This is a genomic window from Lactiplantibacillus sp. B652 (assembly GCF_023806745.1).
Classification (GTDB): Bacteria; Bacillota; Bacilli; order Lactobacillales; family Lactobacillaceae; genus Lactiplantibacillus; species Lactiplantibacillus pentosus.
This window is the reverse complement of sequence record NZ_JAMSKY010000010.1, coordinates 158553-177910: the sequence shown is the minus strand read 5'-3', so window position 1 is coordinate 177910 and position 19358 is coordinate 158553. Positions and strand designations below refer to the sequence as shown.

Here is a 19358-nt window from a genome sequence, read left to right as displayed (position 1 = left end):
TGATTCGGTCCCACTGAGCATCTTCCAGTTCGTATCGTTTAGGTGTTGTCATCGGAATGCCTCGATTCGTTTTTCCTCAGATTATACCTGAATTTTTAGTTTTCAGACAGTCCCTAAATTAAATGTCAACTAGTTTTGAATTTAGTCGAAGAATTACCTTCGTCTAGAATTCGAGACTTTGCTATTTCAGACGATCATAGAAAGTTGTGACAAATTTAATGAAACACTGATTCGAAGGCTTAAAACCTGGGGAGAAAGTTTAGCTATTGTTAAAAACAAGTCTGACAGTTGAATATCAAATTGACTGTTTACTGTGGATCAACGAACATTCCATCAAAAGTTGGGTTCGCAAATGTCCGCCTTTCGAATACCATCCCGGCTGGAAGGCATTCTGGGCAAGGCCAAGTGGTGAAATTTCACTTAGCAAGCGTTTTGTGCTTGGTTAGTGAAAGACCAGTATTTAAGACGTGGTCTGTCGGCTTAAATCTGTGTCCACCACGTTCCGGCCATTGCCCAGAATGCCTGGAAGCCGGCGTAGGACGCATCCACCACAGCAAGTTTACGGTAACTCGTACTGTTTCCAGCGGGTCTCAGCTGGCTGCTTTTGAACTTAAAAACTTAAAATTGGCATGCTTTAATCATGATTCGTGCCAAATCAGTTGGACACCAAAATCATAAAATAGACAGAAAAAAACCACTATCCAAGCAGATAGTGGTCGGCATAAGAGAGAAAGAGAATTGATTAGAAGGTAACTAAATACCTTACAAACTAAGAATAAGCGAATTTGTAAGCGTTGTCAACAGTTAGTCGAAATAAATAGATAAATTATTTCAGTTTGATGGCTAAGTCCCTGTTAAATCGCATCGTAACAGTCATACGCCCGCGGTACTAGACCTGCCGTTTATTAGTTGACTTTCTTTAACGTACGGCCGTTACTGATATTGTCTAATCGTGAGCATGTGCAGTGGAAAACGATAAGTATTTTTGTTTGAGATTATTACCTATTTACATAAATGAGCACCGTCCTGCCACGTCTTTTTTTTAGCATACCTGGAATCAAGTATACGAGGACGAATTTATCACTGCAAGTTTACGCTAGCCTGTACTATTTCCAATGGATCTCAGCGGATCACCCTTGATTGCCACCCCACCCATTTTGATATTCAACTCATTTAAAAATCACTGCCAAAACAATTGCGCCACACCGACATCCAGGACGGTTATCGTTCGCAATCTCATTACTAATGAAATATACTAAAAGTAGGCAGTTACTCGGGAAGGCGTTATGGGGGTAAGGGTGTTATGAAAATACTAGAGCATCAAGAAAACGGTATCAATTATTATACATTAGTTAATAATCATCACATGAGTGTGACCATCATGGATTGGGGCGCGACCATCACGGCGATTCGCACCCATGATAAGGATGGCAAATTTGCCAATATCATTCTTGGATTCGACGAAGGCGCAGACTATATCGACAAACAATCCTTTTTTGGGGCGACGGTCGCCCGGGTCGCAGGTGTCATCAAGAATGCACGCTGGCGGCAATATGACTTAACGCAAAATGCCGGCGAAAATCATTTGAATGGCGGTAATATGCCACAAATTTCCTTTGAACCCTGGTTTCTTGAACGCAAGCTACACACCAGTGACCAGGTTGGTTTGGTCATGCAATACATCACGTTAGACGGTGAGAATGGCTATCCAGGAACGATGACCATCACCGCCAACTTTGTGCTGGATAATGATGGTAAGTTTACCATTAGTTACACGGGCAAGAGTGATCAAACGACTCTGTTCAACCCGACCAACCACACTTATTTCAACCTCAGCGGCGATGCCGAACGATTGATTGACCATCAGATTCTCAAAATCAACGCGGACGAATACGCGGCACTGAACAAGCATGATATTCCAACGGGCAAGCTACCGTGGGTCACCGGCTCCCCGTTTGACTTCCGCGACCGCACCGAAATCGGTCCACAAATTGCTCAAATCAAAGGTGGCTTGCGGCACGGCTTCGTGTTAAACGATACGCCCTATCCACAAGTCGAATTGTTGGACCGAGTCAGTGGTCGCAAATTGACTATGCGGACGAATGCACCAGCCGTCGTGGTTTCGAGCGCCACGAACTACCGTGACGACCGCTACCGACTCAATGGTGGTAAACCAATGCGCTCCCAGCTGGGGCTGTCTTTGCAAGCACAAAAACTCCCAGATGCCATTCATCATAAGGCGTTTGGCAGCATTATCATTGAACCAAACGTCCCCGTGACCTACCAGACGGCTTATCGTTTTACGAATATTTACGACGTTTAGGGGGCGTGCCATTTGCCAACGACTGATTTACGCGTTCAACGGACACAGGCAGCGCTTAAGGCGGCTTTTCGAACCTTAGCGCTCAAGTACCCGCGGTATCGTGACATTACCGTCAAAGAGCTCACCAGCGTCGCTAACGTCAATCGTAAGACGTTCTATCTGCACTTTGACACCATCGACGACCTCGCTGAAACGTTCGTTGAAGAAGGGGCCAACAACATTCTTGCACTGATCGACCCCCAGGACTTCAAACAAACCATTGCGCAACCAGGCTTGATTTTTGACCGGCTCGTCGCCTATTTTCGTCAATCTGAGGCCTTTAACCGTGTCATTCTGCTCAACGACGATTACAGCTTTCTGTCACGCAAGATTCAGACCGCGGTAGCAGATGGGTTAACGGCCACGATTCAAGCCAGCTACCATTTGTCGGCAGTCAACGCCAAGGTCTGTTCAAGCTTTCTGATTCACAACAACCTGACCTTCTACCGGCTTTATTTTACCGGCGAATTGGGACTGAATCTTGAGGAGGTCAAACAGCGCTTAGTTTCACTGAACGCCTATGGTATCCATCAGTTCTTTTATCCACATCAACCCCTAAAATAAGACTCAGGCGGCGAGGCTTAAATCACAATCTAAAAAACCTTGGCACGACCAGAATACCTTTTCCAGTCGTGCCAAGGTTTTATTTATTAGCTGATTCACAACATAATCATAACCGCCGTTAAACACGAACCGCGATGTGAAATCTAGCTTCGACGCAATCCACTCACGATTAGTATCGGTCTCCACAGCCACTTATCCATCAGTGATTCAGTAGTTGTGCCTCGATTGTCGCTAAGACCCCGTCATGTTCATTATCCACAGTCGTCACGTGTTTGGCGGCCGCTTGAATGGCTGCTGGCGCGTTTGACATCGCAAAACTGTGCGTCGCGTACTGCAACAGTGGGACGTCATTGTCGCCGTCACCAAAGGCCATGATGTTATCCGCAGTTAGTCCCATCTTAGTGGCTAAAAACTGGATTGCTGGCAACTTGCCGACGTTTTGAGCGACCAAATCAACGACACCATAGCCGCTATCATGGGCTTTCAGTTGCCCAGCAAAATAGTCGTTAGCTTGCGTTACCAGTGCTGCGGCTGCTTCCGGACGCGTTGCGATACTAATTTTTTTGATGGTATCCCGCACTTTTGCGAGGTCGTCGACCAATGCCAAGTTATCATAGAACTGACGCGCCATCGCCACTAATTTGGCCGGCGCCCCCGTCTCAGTATAGGAGCCGTGACTGCCGACTAGAATGACGTACGCCTGTCGGAATAATGGCTGTTGGCGGTCGACCGTCACAAATTGGCGTTGCTGTTTTACGGACAAACTGCCGTCAAAAATCAACTGATCCTGCGCATAAATCGACGCCCCGTTTTCAGCGACCACAATCAGATTATCTGCCATCACATCATGAAACAACTGTTGTAAATGGGCGTACTGATTCCCCGACGACAACACCAATGACACACCGATCGATTTCAATGCTGCTAAGACCCGTTTGAAGCGTGCCCGGTCAAACTGCTGGTCCTGGTGCAATAACGTTCCGTTCAAGTCCGTCGCAATTAACTTGATTGCCACTCGATTCACCTCATCCTCTACTAGTTACTTAAACTTTACCCGATGACTTGCGATTTCCAAGTCATCAACTATCCAATTGATTCTGCCGATTAACTCGCAACTACTAATCAAACGGTGGTCATCTCACCACCGTAGTCCGATACATCACAAAATCAGGTTCTTTCCATTATAAGCCCAAATTCATCGCTGATGCTAGTCAGTAAACCGTTGCTGGTCCGCAGCTACCCCAGCAAAAAACGCCATCGGACGACTGCCGATGACGTTTCCTGGTGCCCACACACTTTTATTTTAATGAGTTATTCAACGGTAACACTCTTGGCAAGGTTCCGTGGCTTGTCAACGTCTAAGCCCTTGTTCAAACTCGTGTAGTAAGCGAGTAATTGACCAGGAACGACGCTTAACAAGGCCGTCAACCGTTCGTCAACGGCTGGTAAGATTACCGTGTCGCCGTCCTTGGCTAAGTTATCGGTAACGATCGTAATCGTCTTCGCACCCCGAGCGGCCACTTCTTGTAAGTTGGAACGCGTCAAACCAGCAGTGTTCTTCTGGGTGATAATCCCAATAACTGGCGTATCCTTTTCAATCAAGGCAATCGTCCCATGCTTGAGTTCACCGGAAGCAAAACCTTCCGCTTGAACGTAAGAAATTTCCTTCAACTTCAAAGCAGTTTCTAGTGAAACGGCATAGTCTAAGCCCCGGCCGATGTAAAAGGCGTTTGGCGTATTCAACAATGCGTCCTTCGAGATCTTCTCGAACGTATCCTTTTCATCAACTAAAGCCTGCATCCCGTTTGCGACCAGTGCAAGTTGTTGTTTGACATCGAAGTCATCCGCAGCCGGCTGGTTGGTTGCGACGCCTAAAGCTTTGGCGAGAATTGCTTCCAATGCGATTTGGGCCGTGTAAGCTTTGGTTGAAGCCACCGCGATTTCTGGACCGGCATGGAGCAATAACGTGTAAGTTGCTTCCCGTGATAACGTTGAGTTTGGCACGTTCGTGATCGTCAAACTTGGGAAGTGCTGTTCGTTGACGTTTAAGAGCACTTCACGACTATCGGCAGTTTCACCAGACTGTGTCAGGAAGATGAAGAATGGGTGTGCCGATAATAATGGTTGGTTATAAGCGAATTCAGATGAAACGTGCACTTCAGTTGGCACCCCAGCAAGTGATTCGAATAACTTGGCACCCACTAAACCAGCGTGGTAGCTTGTCCCAGCGGCAACGATGTAGAGCCGGTCAGCGGCTTTGAGCGCAGTCATTAAATCATCATTAATCACTGGTTCACCCGCATCGTTTAAGTAAACTTGAGATAACTTCCGCATCACGTTTGGTTGTTCGTCGATTTCCTTCAACATGTAGAATGGGTAAGTGCCTTTGTCGGCTTGAGCTGCGTCAATGTCGACATGGAATGGCTTCCGTTCAACGGATTCGCCCGCTTGGTTGGTAATCTTGATTTCATTAGGCTTAACCACAACGATTTCGCCATCTTGAAGTTCCAAGAAATCCTTGGTTTGGTCAAGCATTGCCAAACTATCTGAGCAGACCACGTTGAAGCCGTCGCCAACCCCAATCAATAGTGGACTCTTGTTCTTAGCCACGTATAACGTATCAGGATCTTCTTTGTCCATTAATAAGAAACCGTATGAAGAGTGGCCTAATAAGCTCAGTGTCTTCCGGAAGGCATCCAAGGTGCTCAAGTTTTCCTTCGTCACGAACCGGTCAACTAATTGCACGATGACTTCGGTATCAGTTTGAGATTTGAAAGTAACATCACTTAAGTAAGTTTGTTTCAAATCTTGGAAGTTTTCGATCACACCGTTGTGGACTAAGTAGAAACGACCATCAGCGGAAACTTGTGGATGGGCGTTAGCAACACTTGGTTCACCATGGGTTGCCCAACGCGTATGGCCGATCCCAGTTGAGCCATGAACGGCTTCGCCCACTTCTTTACGAAGGTCATCGATGCGACCCTTTTCTTTAACTAAATAATCATGACCATCTTGGTCGTTAACATAGATACCGGCCGAATCGTAGCCCCGGTATTCCAATTTTTCCAATCCATTTAATAAGATTGATACTGCGCTATCTTTTCCAGTTACACCAACAATTCCACACATAAATAATTCTTCCTTTACTGTTTGAATTGTTTCTAGCTGCGTGGTCAAAATATCTGTCACCAATTTCACAACTGGTTTTTGTAATTGACCTGTAGAGTGCAGTCCCTGACGTCACCCGTCGATTATCGATAAACGTCATCCTCGTCAACTTTAGATTCTAAAGTCCTGGCGCTATTCCGCTTTAACCAATTAACAATTGGTCTAGTCTAACCTCCGATTGGTATATTTCCTAGAAACAAGTTAACTTTACCGTTACACCCGATAAATGTCAACTAGATAATACATTGGTATATGTGTTTGTTTGCATGTAGACCAATCTAAAATGCGACCAAATCAAGGCCATTGCCGAATTGCGAATTTTTTGTAACTTTTTAGTGGGTAAAATATTCTGCGGTGGTCAGGTTGAACCTCAACCGTATGAACGCTCAAGGAAACTAGTTCTTTTCAAGGTCAAAAGCGGCCAGCTGAGCCCCGCTGGAAACGGTGCGAGTTACCGTAAACTTTCTGTGGTAGCCGCGTCCTAGGCCGGCCTCGTAGGTCGGAATATGGCGCACCGAAGCTGACGAACAGTAAACCAACTCGCCTTGTTTCCTGTGGTTCTCAGCTGGCCGCTTTTGAACTTAAAACGTGTAACATGTTAAAGACTAATTGCAGTTGACTTGCACTCGCAGATTGATCCCTATCAGAATCACTGTATCAACTATTCCGGATTTCAGTGCAGTAAAAAACCGTTACTCACATGAGCAACGGTTTTCAATCGTTCAATTATTAAGCTTCAACGCCAACTTCAGCTTTGACAACGTCGACGATGCGGTCAACGTAGGCATTAACTAATTCGTCAGTTTTAGCTTCAGCCATGACCCGCAACAGGTCTTGGGTCCCGGAAGGACGTACGAGGACGCGACCGTCACCGGCCATTTCGTCTTCAACCGCTTTGATAACGGCTTGGATCTTGTCGTTGTTCAACGCAGCCTTCTTGTCTTGGACCTTAACATTCACAAGTTTTTGTGGATACGTCGTCACTTCAGCAGCTAATTCAGATAGCTTCTTGCCAGTTTCCTTCATAACGTGGAGAAGTTGAATCCCAGTCAGCATCCCGTCACCAGTCGTATTGAAGTCTAGGAAGACCACGTGACCAGATTGTTCACCACCGAGGTTGTAGCCATCTTTCAACATTTCTTCAACCACGTAACGGTCACCGACTTGAGTTTGCTTGCTGTGTAATCCAGCGGCTTCAAGGGCTTTGTAAAGGCCTAAGTTACTCATAACCGTCGTGACGACCGTGTCTTGCTTCAACTTACCGCGTTCGCTGAGGAACTTCCCGCAGATGTACATGATTTTGTCACCATCGATGACATTACCCAATTCGTCCACCGCGATGCACCGGTCGCCATCGCCATCAAACGCTAGCCCAACTTGGGCGCCCTTTTCAACGACGAATTTGGCCAAGGCATCTGGATGCGTCGAACCAACGCCCTTGTTGATATTCAAGCCGTCTGGAGACGTGGCCATCGTATCGAAATCAACGTTCAAATCGGCAAAGATCCGTGAAACTAAGTTGCTGGTCGATCCGTTGGCACCATCGACAGCTAAGTGAATGCCGCTTAAGTCATCAGGAATCGTTTGTTCCAAGAATTGGGAATACTTCAAGTTACCTTCTGGGAAATCAGCAACCGTTCCTAACCCTTCAGCAGCTGGCCGTGGCAAGGTATCCTTAGGTTCGTCTAATAAGGATTCGATTTCTTCTTCCTTGGCGTCTGACAACTTGAAGCCGTCGCCACCAAAGAACTTGATGCCGTTATCTTCAACCGGGTTATGGGAAGCGGAGATCATGACCCCGGCATCCGCGTCTTGGATCCGAACTAAATAAGCCACTCCAGGTGTGGTAATCACACCTAAACGCAGCACTTCGATTCCAGCTGAAAGTAAGCCGGCAATCAAGGCTTCTTCTAACATTTGGCCCGAAATCCGGGTATCCCGTGCAACTAAAACGCGTGGCTGGGTGTCCTTATTTTCCGCATGTTCCGTTAAGACATAGCCACCGGCACGGCCTAAACGAAATGCCATCTCAGGTGTTAAGCCCGAGTTCGCAATTCCCCGAACACCATCAGTACCAAAATATTTCATTATCATTTACCTCATTTCAAAATTTCGTTATTAATCTTTTTTGACTGTAATTTTTACTTTGACCGACGTTGGACTAACGGATGAAATGCCATCTTCATCACTCGCTGAGACCTTAACCGTCTTAGTCGTCGTTTCATCCACATCCGTCACATCAACATTGACCGGCAATGACTTAAGCTTGGCTAATGCCGACTTGGTCCCAGTCACTGTCACCGATTTGGTATCCGAGGAGAAGGAATAACTCGTATCGGCAGTCGTCGTCCCACTCGCTTTCAAATCAATCGGCACATCCTTAGTCGTCGTTGCCTGGGTAATTGGAATATACACCGAGGTGGTCGAAGGCGTCAAGACGACATTCAAGTTTTGACCATTCGCATCCAAAGCTTCAATGATGGCTTGTTGGTTGACGGACTTTTCAAGATTCTTATCCGTGTTGACCACCGCCACGACCTTAGCAACCTTGCTAACTTCACTGACCGCGCCCGTCACTTTGACAGACGAGGTGCCGAGACGCGCCGTCCCGACTTCGTAACCATCCGCGACGTTGGCCTTATTAAAATCTGCACTGACCTTATAAGTCGCCGTTCGCCGCGGTTGAATATTCACATGAATATACTTCTGACTAAGGCTATAACTCAACTCTTTATTCAACCCATCGACATCGATTTTGACACTATGCCGACCGACCGCTAGTTTGGACAAGTTCGCGTACACCTTAAAGTTCTGGGTGTTTGCCGTCGTCGTCACGAGCGCAGCGGGCCCTTCCAGCGTCACTTTGATATTTTCCGGATAGCCAGTCACAAAGTACTTGGTGCTATTGACGTTCAATTCAAGTGGCGCACTAATGGTCACTTTCCGATTGGAAGTCAGCGTCGTCTTGGATGAACTATTCGTCAGCACACTTGAATTATGCGTCGACTTCATCGAGTTCACGTAAGCAAACAGGACCAGGGCACAAATTAAGGCCAGTAAGCGCATCGACCAATTGCTATTCATAAATTTTTTCATTTTCGGGGACCTCCTCCGAAAATCCGTCCAAACCAGTTTTGGAACGCATTTTGCTTGGTTGAATCCTCAGGCGTTAACAAGACTTGCCGGAAATAACGTAAGTAGTTCTCACGCGTCATGCCCCGCATCAACTCATTATCCTTAGTAATTGACACTTCACCCGTCTCTTCTGAGATAACGATGGTCAGCGCATCCGTCACTTCACTGATACCGACCGCCGCGCGATGCCGAGTCCCAAGTTCCTTGGGAATCAAATTACTTTCGGATAATGGCAGATAAGCTGCCGCCACCTTGATTTGATTGTCTTGAATAATGACCGCACCATCATGCAAGGGGGTATTCGGAATGAAAATATTGATCAATAATTCACCCGTGATATCGGCATCCAGTGCGATTCCAGTCTCGATGTAATCTTCCAAACCAGTGTCCATCTTAATGGACATTAGAGCACCGATACGCCGCTTGGCCATGTATTGAATGGCTTTATCTAATTCGGCAATCATCCGCTCTTCGTCTTCATTTTGACGTTTTCCACGGGCAAACATGGAGCCTCGTCCTAAATGTTCTAGCCCACGCCGAATTTCGGGCTGGAAGATGATGACCATTGCAATAACCGCCCAATTAATAATTTGGTCCATGATCCACGAAACCGTGTCCAGACCAATCAACACACTAATGGCTTTAATGACCGCAATGACCACGATGCCGCGAAATAGTTGTACGGCTTTGGTTCCTCGCAACAAGACGATCAGCTCATAAATGACAAACCAGACTGCCAGAATGTCAAGGAGCCGGACGAAGTTTTGTAAGGTCAGCAAACCGCTCCAATTGAAAGTCATAGTCCTCCTCCTCATGAAAATCATTTACTTTCACATTATAGCACGGGAACCCGCTTCTCGCGGATTGATTTAGGGGTGGACACTGTTTTTAGTCATATTTTGAAGAAATATTAAGCTTGATGTTATTTAATATAGCTTGATTAATATTTCTGTTAAAATTGGTGGTGAAAGGAAGTGACTAAATGACTAAGTTACAGCGTTGGCTGATTCGTCTCGCATTCTGGGGATTCTTCGTCTTCGCAGCGCTCGATTTGCACGGCGCGTTCCACTTTTTACTACTCAACTCAATTCTGGCCTATATTCCAATCGAGCTCAGCTTCTGGTTGACAACGCGGCGAAGCCCATTACTATTCTGGCTGATTGCGGTCATTTGGTTGCTTTTCTACCCGAATGCCCCTTACCTGATGACGGACCTGTTCCATCTCAGCTTACTCAAGCCCTATGGTATTAACGGTCTCCTGCGATTTGATTTACCGATGTGGCGGGATTTCGCCTACTTGGTCGGGCCGATGATGGTCGCCACAATCGTCGGTACGTGGGGCGTCGACCGCGTGGCCCAGCAATTGACGCAGCGGTTACACTTAACAAAGTTACCCGCCAACCGCGTTTTGATTTGTGCGGCGCTCTTCTTATTCTCAAGTATCGGTGTTTATGTTGGTCGCTTCATGCGCCTGCATTCAATCTATTTGTTGATTACACCGCAATACATTATCAAACAATTACTCGAAATGTGGTCGCCAAAAATGCTCGCCTTCGTTCTCATGATGTGGCTCCTGCAGCTACTCATCTACGCGGCGTGGCGGTTTACGATGCCAGCTACTGACAACCACCCAACCGATTAAACAAAGAAACACCGTTCAAACGATGACTAAGCATTCGTTTGAACGGTGTTTCTTATTATTGCTTAAAATTTAACTAATTCTTAATTAGTTTTTGGCTTTTGGATCACTATATTCGGTATGCCGGCCCCGCTTATCATGCAAGCCACTGAACCCGCTAAAGCCCAGTTCAGTCGCCTTTTGTTCAGCATCGTTGATATAGCGTAAGGTATCACTCGCCCGCTTTTCACCGTAGACTTGGACCCACTGGTGGAAGCGTTCTTCAGAAGCTTTCGTGATTTCCTTTTCAACTTTGACTCCCGCCGGCGTCAGCGACAAATACTTGATGCGCCGGTCATTGGTGTTAGTCGTCTGTTCAATATACTTTAAGTCCAATAACACATTGATTTGTCGTGCGATGGCGCTGCGTGAAACCCGTTGAGCTTTCGCAATCTTAACCAATGTCAATGGTTCGTCACTTGTCGCAATCATCCGCATCACGGTGTAAGCTTCAAACGTGATTTTATACGGCCGCGTTGGGACCGACACAAAGTCGCCAACGTACTTCAAAATATGCATATAAGTGTCTACAAAACGTTCGTGTATCTCTGATTCTGTCATAATGATGTCCCCCTGTAAGGTCGCCCTTATCCTTCTTTTAAATAATGATTCTTTTGCAGACCCAACCTTTTACCGTCAATACTACTCTTACATCATTATAACGTAGAACTACTAATTTACAATCTAAAAAGTTAACTATTCGTCATCAGCCTCAATATCATTGAGCATTAATAGGTTCTCTGAGTAATTAATGAACTGCCGTAACTTTGCCGCAGTGCGCAGACTGATTTGCCCACTTTCCAGCAAATGTTGTACACCAGCACGTTCAGCACCCAGGCTCTTGATTCGTAAGCTATGAAGTTGCCGCTCATAATCATCACGCGACAAGGTATGATCATTCTTGGCGTTTTCGATGCGGTTTCGGTAATGCACGATCAAGTGATACAAGGCTTGGCGGTCAAACTGTTGCTCATCGACATTGGCTTGCTTCAAATACTGCGACAACGCTTTGATGGCCGCTTTCGAAGCCTCCCGCTGAATATTCAACAGTTCCGAACGTAAGGCGTCGCTGTCCCCTGGCGCCAACCAGAGGCGAATTCCTTGCATGGCGCGGTTAAATAATAACTGCAATGAGCGCAAGGTTGGTAGTCCTGGTTTGTGCGTCGCTTGTAAGAACCGTTGTTCTCGGCGGTCGATTCGCCGCAAGTAAACTTGCCCCGCTAATTTAGTCGTTTTCTTCGACGTAATTAACTCACGAACTGCCGCCCGTTCGCCATTCAATGCGACTAACCGGAGCTGCAACTCATCCGTCAGCATTGGTGCTAATTCATCCGCAGTCTGGGACGCCACTTCTAACCGCCGAATTTGAAACTGTTGGTCTAAGATCAAATCATACGCGGCGCGCTGATTCTCAGGACGACGATGTTCCTCGATGTTTTGAACGGCTAATTGTAGAATGTAAATCCGAGCTTGTTTATAAGTTAACTGTTGCAAGCCGCCGTCCGCATCTTCGGCTTCATCCAAATCTTCAGCCAAAACAGTATCATCTTCATCAGGACTCGAACCCCGGGTCACAAATGGCAGCGACTTCGACGCCATCAATGGTAAGATGGCAGCCGCCGCAACCAGACTCAGGATAATAACCCCCGCTGCAATAAAGAGCACCAGTGAGCGTTCTGGAAAGGCTTCGCCAGTCGCGATCACGGTCGGAATCGTAAAGACCCCGGCCATCGTGATGGCACCCCGAACACCGGACAAACCGGATAACGCGGCGATTCGCAGACTTGGCTTGACCTTTTTATGGTGCCGCAGCCAATTGAACAGCATGTACGCATAGGTCCATGCGACCCGAATGAGTAGTAGAATGCCCCAAACGATCAACACATCGAAGACCGCATGGAACGTGTTCGTGTGCGCCCCTTTGATCGTCGCCTGAGTGGCAACCGGGAGTTCAATTCCTAGAATCAAAAAGACGATTCCGTTTAATAAGTAAACGACGACGTTCCAAACGCGCTCGGTAACGAGTCGTAATTCGGGCGCATCTTCACTCTCATGTGAATTTTGAATATGTGCCAGCACGCCGGCCGCAACCACGGCGACAACGCCTGAAGCATGGAACCATTCTTCAGCGATGAAGTAAATGGCAAAGGGCGTCGTAATCTGTAACACGACGTTGAACACAATGTCGTTGATCCCTTCTCGTCTCAAAATATCACGAATCAACTGAATGACCGTAATCAGCGCCAGCCCGACTGCTAGCCCGACCAGACTGATGTAAAAGAAATCGCCGATGGCCTTACTCAGAACAAAGGTCCCGGTGACGGCGGCTGCTAACGCATATTTGAAGCCAATCAGGCCACTCGCATCGTTGATCAGACTTTCACCGCTAACCAGGTGTAAAATTTCTTTCGGTAATTTGACCCCTTCCGAAATCGACTGCACGGCAATCGGATCGGTTGGTGATAGGATGGCGGCCAGTGCGATTCCGACTGCGAGTGGAATCGTCGGAATCAAGACGTGAATCAAAAAGCCGCCTAAAATGGTTGTAATAAAAACGAGCACGATTGCATTTGCGAAAATCGCCCCGCGTAGTTCCCACAGCTCTTGCTTAGGGAACTCTCTGCCGTCGTTGTACAGCATTGGCGCAATAAAGACGAGCATAAACCAATCTGTTTGCAGCTTAACTTGTACGTTTAATAATAAAGCCACTCCTAGACCGAGCCCGACTTGAATTAAACTGACCGGGATTGCGACTAGATAGTGGCTCAACACATTCGACAGCAGCACTAAACATGCCAGTAAAATCACTAATTCGATAATCGGCATCTAAGTGGTTGCCTCCTTTGTTAAATTGACAATGCTAACTTTGGTCAACATCCTCTCCAATAATCCGTACTTCGGTTTGAAGATGAACGCCGAACCGTTCAAATACAACTTTTTGGACGTAGTGAATCATATCCATATAATCCGTCGCCGTGGCGTGGTCGACGTTAATGATGAAACCAGCGTGCTTTTTAGAAACTTCCGCACCACCGATTCGATGGCCCTGTAAACCAGCATCATGAATTAGTTTACCAGTAAAGTACCCGGTTGGTCGCTTAAAGACACTTCCGCAAGACGGCCATTCAAGCGGCTGTTTTGCTGCCCGCAACGTATTGAGTTCATCCATCCGCGCCTGAATCTTAGTCTGATTGCCGCGCTTCAAGCCGAACGTCACCGAGACCACAATGTCATCGTAATCTTGAATACTACTGTGGCGGTATCCGAAATCCAAATCCGCGTTGTCTAGCGTTTTGAGTTGACCTGAAGTCGTCAAAACGGTGACCGTCTCAACCACTTCGCTCATCTCACCATCGTAGGCCCCGGCGTTCATGAAGACGGCACCACCGACACTCCCAGGAATGCCCGCAGCAAATTCCATCCCAGTCAGGCTGGCACCACAAGCCACCTTGGTCGTCTCAATAATCGCGGCCCCTGCTTCAGCCACGACTTTATTGTCACTGGCATGGATTTGATTCATTTTCGTTAAAATAATGGTCAGCCCACGAATCCCGCCGTCCTTAACAATTAAATTGCTGGCGTTGCCAATCACCGTTAAGGGTAAGCCTTGCTCGTTGGCATAGGTAATCAATGCTTTGGTCTCGCTAATCGACTTGGGAAACGCCACGTAATCTGCGGGGCCTCCCGTTTTGGTATTCGTATAATGACTTAGTGATTCATCTTTTTTAATTTCGATGGCTGGAAAAGTGGCCAAGACATCTTGGGTCATGGTGAAAAGTTCCTTTCGTGTTTCAATTTAATTCACTTACTTCAACATATACCGGTCTCACAGCGTATTCGTTAATCTAGCAGGTCTAAAAGCTTCCCATGACAACGGGTCGATAAGTTGAAACGCTACGCTAACGCTATGGCCCTGTTGAAATTGTAAGTCCATTATTCAATTTTATCACTTTTTAGTCACTTAATAAATGACGGCACACCGCGTGACTCGTAATCGCGGACGACGGTGCGACCGGATTCTCCCCGTGAGTCGCGACAGCCGTTAAGAAGGCCCGAATCAATGGCGCAAACCCACGTTTTTCAAGCGTTGGTGTCCAGTCAGGAAAACTAGTCGTCAGCTGTTCAGCCGTCGTCAACACCGTTTTCGTGCTTAAATCAGTGACCATCGCACGCTGCTGTGCCGTTTGGACCGTCACTTGTTCTAAGTTTACGCCGCCGTACATGTTCGTCACGACCTGAAGTTGTTCGTGCGCGGTCTGAACGGTTAAGTAGCCTTGCGCTAAGGCGCCACTATCTGTCGTGACGATTCGGCCGGTAGCGTCTGCTAACGGTTCGTCCAATAAAAATAACCCAGTATCCACCATGTGAATCATCAAGTCAAAAACCGCTGTTTCGGGATCCTGCCCACCCGCTTCGCGAACCTTTTCCGCAACGATCAGTCGTTTGTCTGGCAAGGCCTTCAACTCCTGATTAAACGGGGCAAAGCGGCGATTGAAACCACAGGTCAATAGTAAGTGACGAGCAGCTGCTAAATCATATAAATTCTGGACGACTTGTAAGTCTGTTGCGACTGGTTTATCCACATAAACATGGATGCCGGCCAACAACAACTGCTTGATGATCGCACCATGCGTCTGAGTTGGCGTATGCACGAATACCGCATCCGGCTTTGTATCAATTAATTCTTCCAACGTCGCGTGCGTGTGTTGAAACCCATACATGGCTGCCAACTTCGCCCGCTTTTCCGCATTGCGTGTGGTCAAATGAAATTCATACTGATCCTGCATCGCTGCCATCACTGGTAGATACGCCTTTTGCGCGATATTGCCTAACCCCAGTACACCAATTTTTAACATATAGAATCCTCCCGTAACTTGTTTTTTGACTGATTATGACGTTTTATGAATCATGATTAAAGTATGCTAGTTAGCTGGCTTGCTGTTCGTCAGCCGACGAGCGTCCTATTCCGACTTCCAGGGCCGGCTGACAATTGCTGGAACGTAAGCCGACATCGATTTGAACTCACGCAGAAACCCACTGCGCAATTTCAAATACGAGTCTTATTCTAAGCCGGAAGCAACCCACTTCCGGCTAAGAATAATTTGGCTACTGAGCATTGTCCGCCGGCCCCTCCAGTCGGGAAGCCGCTCGAATGGCGGATGAACGGCCACCTATTTTGGTACAATTGGCCACTGAACATTAGGCGTCGGGGCCTTCGTGCAAATTTTAAATCAGCATCAACCATGATTTATTGAACTCAAATACTTGTCCGATTAAAAAACTGATCTAGTAGTCTGAAGATTATTGATCAATTTTGATGGAACTATTCTTAGAGTTAGACAAAGGATTTGCCACCCATCTAGCATTTCATACTTTTCCATCTCAGACCAACTGGAGAAGATTATGATAACATTCAGCATTGCTATTGAATCCGGTAATTTGAACATGAGTACAATAGCTTTCGTCAGAAGCCAATCTTACAGTTGAATGACAAGATGACTGGATACTAAAAATCGACGACCAGTTCATTTAAAGTTGAGTCCACACATGTCTGCCTTTCGAATAGGATTCAGGCTGGAAGGTATTCTGGGCAAGGCCCAGTGCCTTTCAGAGTGTGAGGTTCAGACGGGTTGGGACTGAGGACTAGCCTAGCTAGAGCGTTAAGCGGTGAACTTCCGCTTGACGTTCTGGCGTAGCTAACCGGAAGTCCCAGTCTGACCCGAACACGTTTCATCCATATTGCAGCTAATGTGGAAGACCAGTATTTAAGACGTGGTTTTCGGCTTAAATCTGTGTCCACCACGTCACGGCCATTGCCCAGAATGCCTGGGAGCCGGCCTAGGACGCTTACAACAGCAAGTTTACGCCAACTCGCTTTCGTTCCAGCGGTCTACGCTGGCCGCTTTTGAACTTAATGACACATCGCATCCCATGACAAATCGACCCAATCATGACTGCTGACCGTGTTACAATAGTTGTAAATGACTCGAAAGGTCTGAAATTCACGTGAAACTTATTTCTTGGAACGTTAACGGACTGCGCGCTGCCGTCAAGCATGGCTTCATTGATGTTTTCAATGAACAGGATGCTGACTTTTTCTGCGTGCAGGAAACCAAATTACAAGCGGGTCAAATCGACCTCGACTTTCCCGGTTATCAACAGTATTGGAACTACGCGGAACGTAAGGGGTACTCAGGTACCGCGATCTTCACCAAGCACACCCCGCTGAATGTCACCTATGGCATCGGGGTACCAGAATTTGATACTGAGGGACGCGTCATTACCTTAGAGTACGCCGATTACTATGTGCTGACTTGCTACACGCCTAATTCCGGTGGCGAATTGAAACGCCTCGATTATCGCCAGCATTGGGAAGACGCCTTTTTAACTTACATCAATAGTCTAAGCGCCAATAAGCCGCTGATTTTCTGTGGTGATTTGAACGTCGCCCATGAAAATATCGATTTGAAGAACTGGCGCAGCAATCATCATAGTGCCGGGTTCACCGATGAAGAACGGGGCAAGTTTGACCGCCTCTTAGCGAACGGTTACACGGACACGTTCCGTCACTTCTATCCCGACCAAACGGATATTTATTCCTGGTGGAGCTATCGTGGTCATGCTCGTGACAATAATTCTGGTTGGCGCATCGACTACTTCATCACCTCGCAACAATTGGACGGTCAACTCCTCAACGCCCGCATTCTTAACGACGTCTTCGGTTCCGATCACTGCCCAGTGGAACTTGATATTATTTTACCGAACCGTTAACTTGAAATTTTACCGCAAGCTTTGTACGATAAAGCTATTCTTTAGAAACGGTGGTGGCAACTTTGAACTTTGTCGCAATGGACTTTGAAACGGCGAACGCCAAACGGGATAGTGCCTGTTCACTCGCACTGACCGTCGTCCGGAACAATCAAATCAGTGATGAGTTTTATACCCTCATCAAACCGGAAAGTGACTTCTTCTGGCGTAACGTTCAAATTCATGGGATTCATGAAGCAGACGTCGCCGATGCACCGAAGTTTCCGGAAGTCTGGCAGCACATTGCGCCATTCTTCCAGCGTGATCGGTTAGTGATTGCACACAACGCCGCATTTGATATTGGGGTGCTACGCAATACGCTCGCACACTATGGCATCAGCGCACCCGAATACCTATCCATGGATACGGTCAAGACGAGTAAGAAGTTCTACCCAGAACTGCCGAACCATAAGCTTGACACGCTCTGCCGTGCACTTGATATCGAGCTTCAACATCATCACAACGCCTTAGACGATAGCCTGGCCTGCGCCAATATTCTATTAACTGAGGCGCAAACTTTCGGCACCGAACAGCTCAAACCGTTCGTCCGCGTTCAGGGCTAATCACATCCATCAATCATCGCTCAGCAATTGCTGGGCTTTTTTTGTGCAATTCAAGCCAGTCTAGACCCAAAGGCTCATATCGATTGCGGCCACCCGCTGGCCAGTCGGGTCGACGACCTCATAACTGGTGGCCGTACAATTTTCAAACCCTAAGTGTTGGTACAACTTGGCGGCACGGGTGTTGCGTAGCTGGACCGTCAAAACGAGTCGCTCGAGTGAACTATAATTGCGGGCCCAATCAAGGATTTCTTCGACTAACGCGGTCCCGAGTCCCATTCCCCAGAATTCCTTGAGGACGGCGACTCCGACTTCACCTTGCGCAGCACTAAAATCCGTACTGGCCTGAACGGTGCTAACGCCAATCAGTCGATCTCCCAGCACCGCCACAAAAATGACGTTGGTCGTGGTGCCGCTGATGCGTTCAATCTGTTCCGCTTCATCCGTTTCACTTAATTCTTCGATGCCATCATCAACCGTGAACGTGTTACTCTCACGTCCCAGTTGCGCTAACAACGCCAATAATTGCGCTGCATCCGTCACTTCAGCCGGACGAACGTCGACAACTTCTTCTGCCATGGTTGTCACTCCTTCAATTGATCAACCAGGTGTTGATAATGGTCGCCCTGCGGTTTGAATGTCATCACACGTTGATCGTCAGCGTCCGTGTCACGGCTGATGGCAATTCTCAAGTAGGTTGCGGGCAACAGCTCAGCAATAAATTGTGACCATTCAACAACACTGACACCATCACCATCAAAATACTCATCCAAACCTAAATCTTCCGCGCCACCATCTTCTAGCCGATAAACGTCCATGTGATACAGTGGCAATCTGCCCTGATGATATTCACGAATAAGCGTAAACGTCGGACTTTTGACATTATTCGGGATGCCGAGACTCTTCGCTAACCCCTTCGTAAAAGTGGTCTTGCCAGCACCCAGGTCACCATCTAGTAAGATTAGATCTCCTGGTTGAACTAACTGCCCAAGTTTGGCCCCGACTTGCATGGTCCCTTCCGGCGACGTTACCGTGATTGATTCCATATTCTTCCAACTCCTCATCCTATTTACAGCTTGACTGC

At 47.2% G+C, this 19358-nt stretch carries 16 protein-coding genes; 5 read left to right on the top strand and 11 right to left on the bottom strand.

Annotated features, from left to right (window positions below; translation table 11 throughout):
- The first annotated feature begins 1303 nt into the window (after window positions 1-1303).
- Together MZO40_RS12845 and MZO40_RS12840 are read left to right on the top strand one after the other, a co-directional pair.
- Window positions 1304-2323, top strand: coding sequence for an aldose epimerase family protein (locus MZO40_RS12845; protein WP_050339099.1), 1020 nt, complete (start codon window positions 1304-1306; stop codon window positions 2321-2323).
- A 12-nt stretch (window positions 2324-2335) separates the two neighbouring features.
- Complete coding sequence (locus MZO40_RS12840; RefSeq protein ID WP_252133316.1) at window positions 2336-2926, top strand: TetR/AcrR family transcriptional regulator; 591 nt, start codon at window positions 2336-2338, stop codon at window positions 2924-2926.
- Window positions 2927-3125: 199 nt separating this feature from the next.
- On the opposite strand, the gene MZO40_RS12835 is transcribed toward MZO40_RS12840, so the two are convergent.
- From MZO40_RS12835 to cdaA, 5 genes are all read right to left on the bottom strand, one after another.
- On the bottom strand, window positions 3126-3941 hold the full coding sequence (locus MZO40_RS12835; RefSeq protein ID WP_105960663.1) for a Cof-type HAD-IIB family hydrolase: 816 nt from the start codon (window positions 3939-3941) through the stop codon (window positions 3126-3128).
- A gap of 296 nt (window positions 3942-4237) precedes the next feature.
- Window positions 4238-6055 (bottom strand): glutamine--fructose-6-phosphate transaminase (isomerizing), encoded by a 1818-nt coding sequence (gene glmS / locus MZO40_RS12830; RefSeq protein WP_105920629.1) that lies wholly within the window; start codon window positions 6053-6055, stop codon window positions 4238-4240.
- A gap of 768 nt (window positions 6056-6823) precedes the next feature.
- Window positions 6824-8182 (bottom strand): phosphoglucosamine mutase, encoded by a 1359-nt coding sequence (gene glmM, locus MZO40_RS12825; protein WP_050339104.1) that lies wholly within the window; start codon window positions 8180-8182, stop codon window positions 6824-6826.
- Window positions 8183-8212: 30 nt separating this feature from the next.
- Window positions 8213-9190, bottom strand: coding sequence for a YbbR-like domain-containing protein (locus MZO40_RS12820; protein WP_050339105.1), 978 nt, complete (start codon window positions 9188-9190; stop codon window positions 8213-8215).
- Window positions 9187-10029 carry a diadenylate cyclase CdaA gene (gene cdaA / locus MZO40_RS12815; protein ID WP_050339106.1) on the bottom strand — a complete coding sequence of 281 codons (843 nt, stop codon included), beginning with the start codon at window positions 10027-10029 and terminating at the stop codon, window positions 9187-9189. Before cdaA ends, MZO40_RS12820 begins: the two co-directional genes overlap by 4 nt.
- Window positions 10030-10211: 182 nt before the next feature.
- Between cdaA and MZO40_RS12810 the strand changes: the two genes are divergently transcribed.
- Entirely contained in the window at window positions 10212-10871 is a 660-nt protein-coding gene (locus MZO40_RS12810; protein WP_105960664.1) for a DUF1361 domain-containing protein, read from the top strand.
- Between the two features lie 84 nt (window positions 10872-10955).
- Here the strand turns inward: MZO40_RS12810 and MZO40_RS12805 are convergent, their stop codons facing one another.
- The 4 genes from MZO40_RS12805 to MZO40_RS12790 all read right to left on the bottom strand — a co-directional run bounded on the left by MZO40_RS12805 (window position 10956) and on the right by MZO40_RS12790 (window position 15763).
- Window positions 10956-11468 carry a MarR family transcriptional regulator gene (locus MZO40_RS12805; protein WP_003637896.1) on the bottom strand — a complete coding sequence of 171 codons (513 nt, stop codon included), beginning with the start codon at window positions 11466-11468 and terminating at the stop codon, window positions 10956-10958.
- A gap of 135 nt (window positions 11469-11603) precedes the next feature.
- Complete coding sequence (locus tag MZO40_RS12800; protein ID WP_050339109.1) at window positions 11604-13733, bottom strand: sodium:proton antiporter; 2130 nt, start codon at window positions 13731-13733, stop codon at window positions 11604-11606.
- Between the two features lie 34 nt (window positions 13734-13767).
- Complete coding sequence (murB, locus tag MZO40_RS12795) at window positions 13768-14676, bottom strand: UDP-N-acetylmuramate dehydrogenase (RefSeq protein WP_105960665.1); 909 nt, start codon at window positions 14674-14676, stop codon at window positions 13768-13770.
- A 184-nt stretch (window positions 14677-14860) separates the two neighbouring features.
- Entirely contained in the window at window positions 14861-15763 is a 903-nt protein-coding gene (locus MZO40_RS12790; RefSeq protein WP_105960666.1) for a Gfo/Idh/MocA family protein, read from the bottom strand.
- A 1150-nt stretch (window positions 15764-16913) separates the two neighbouring features.
- On the opposite strand from MZO40_RS12790, the gene MZO40_RS12785 reads away from it, so the two are divergent.
- Both MZO40_RS12785 and MZO40_RS12780 read left to right on the top strand, forming a co-directional pair.
- Entirely contained in the window at window positions 16914-17678 is a 765-nt protein-coding gene (locus MZO40_RS12785; RefSeq protein ID WP_021337446.1) for an exodeoxyribonuclease III, read from the top strand.
- A gap of 62 nt (window positions 17679-17740) precedes the next feature.
- Window positions 17741-18277: a 3'-5' exonuclease gene (locus MZO40_RS12780; protein ID WP_252133315.1), complete on the top strand. Its 537-nt coding sequence runs from the start codon at window positions 17741-17743 to the stop codon at window positions 18275-18277.
- A 60-nt stretch (window positions 18278-18337) separates the two neighbouring features.
- Here MZO40_RS12780 and MZO40_RS12775 read toward each other — a convergent pair whose 3' ends face one another.
- The gene (locus tag MZO40_RS12775; RefSeq protein ID WP_050339112.1) at window positions 18338-18853 is read right to left on the bottom strand and encodes a GNAT family N-acetyltransferase; all 516 of its coding nucleotides are present in this window, start codon (window positions 18851-18853) and stop codon (window positions 18338-18340) included.
- Window positions 18854-18858: 5 nt separating this feature from the next.
- A complete protein-coding gene (gene tsaE / locus MZO40_RS12770; RefSeq protein ID WP_050339113.1) occupies window positions 18859-19320 on the bottom strand; it encodes a tRNA (adenosine(37)-N6)-threonylcarbamoyltransferase complex ATPase subunit type 1 TsaE in 462 nt (153 codons plus the stop codon).
- Window positions 19321-19358 lie beyond the last annotated feature (38 nt).

Excerpts from the sequence above, each read along its gene's own strand:
- MZO40_RS12790 (WP_105960666.1), bottom strand. The coding sequence starts at position 15,763 with ATGTTAAAAATTGGTGTACTGGGGTTAGGCAATATCGCGCAAAAGGCG.
- MZO40_RS12775 (WP_050339112.1), bottom strand. The coding sequence starts at position 18,853 with ATGGCAGAAGAAGTTGTCGACGTTCGTCCGGCTGAAGTGACGGATGCA.
- MZO40_RS12845 (WP_050339099.1), top strand. The coding sequence starts at position 1,304 with ATGAAAATACTAGAGCATCAAGAAAACGGTATCAATTATTATACATTA.
- MZO40_RS12805 (WP_003637896.1), bottom strand. The coding sequence starts at position 11,468 with ATGACAGAATCAGAGATACACGAACGTTTTGTAGACACTTATATGCAT.
- glmS (WP_105920629.1), bottom strand. The coding sequence starts at position 6,055 with ATGTGTGGAATTGTTGGTGTAACTGGAAAAGATAGCGCAGTATCAATC.
- MZO40_RS12820 (WP_050339105.1), bottom strand. The coding sequence starts at position 9,190 with ATGAAAAAATTTATGAATAGCAATTGGTCGATGCGCTTACTGGCCTTA.
- tsaE (WP_050339113.1), bottom strand. The coding sequence starts at position 19,320 with ATGGAATCAATCACGGTAACGTCGCCGGAAGGGACCATGCAAGTCGGG.
- MZO40_RS12800 (WP_050339109.1), bottom strand. The coding sequence starts at position 13,733 with ATGCCGATTATCGAATTAGTGATTTTACTGGCATGTTTAGTGCTGCTG.
- cdaA (WP_050339106.1), bottom strand. The coding sequence starts at position 10,029 with ATGACTTTCAATTGGAGCGGTTTGCTGACCTTACAAAACTTCGTCCGG.
- MZO40_RS12810 (WP_105960664.1), top strand. The coding sequence starts at position 10,212 with ATGACTAAGTTACAGCGTTGGCTGATTCGTCTCGCATTCTGGGGATTC.
- glmM (WP_050339104.1), bottom strand. The coding sequence starts at position 8,182 with ATGAAATATTTTGGTACTGATGGTGTTCGGGGAATTGCGAACTCGGGC.
- murB (WP_105960665.1), bottom strand. The coding sequence starts at position 14,676 with ATGACCCAAGATGTCTTGGCCACTTTTCCAGCCATCGAAATTAAAAAA.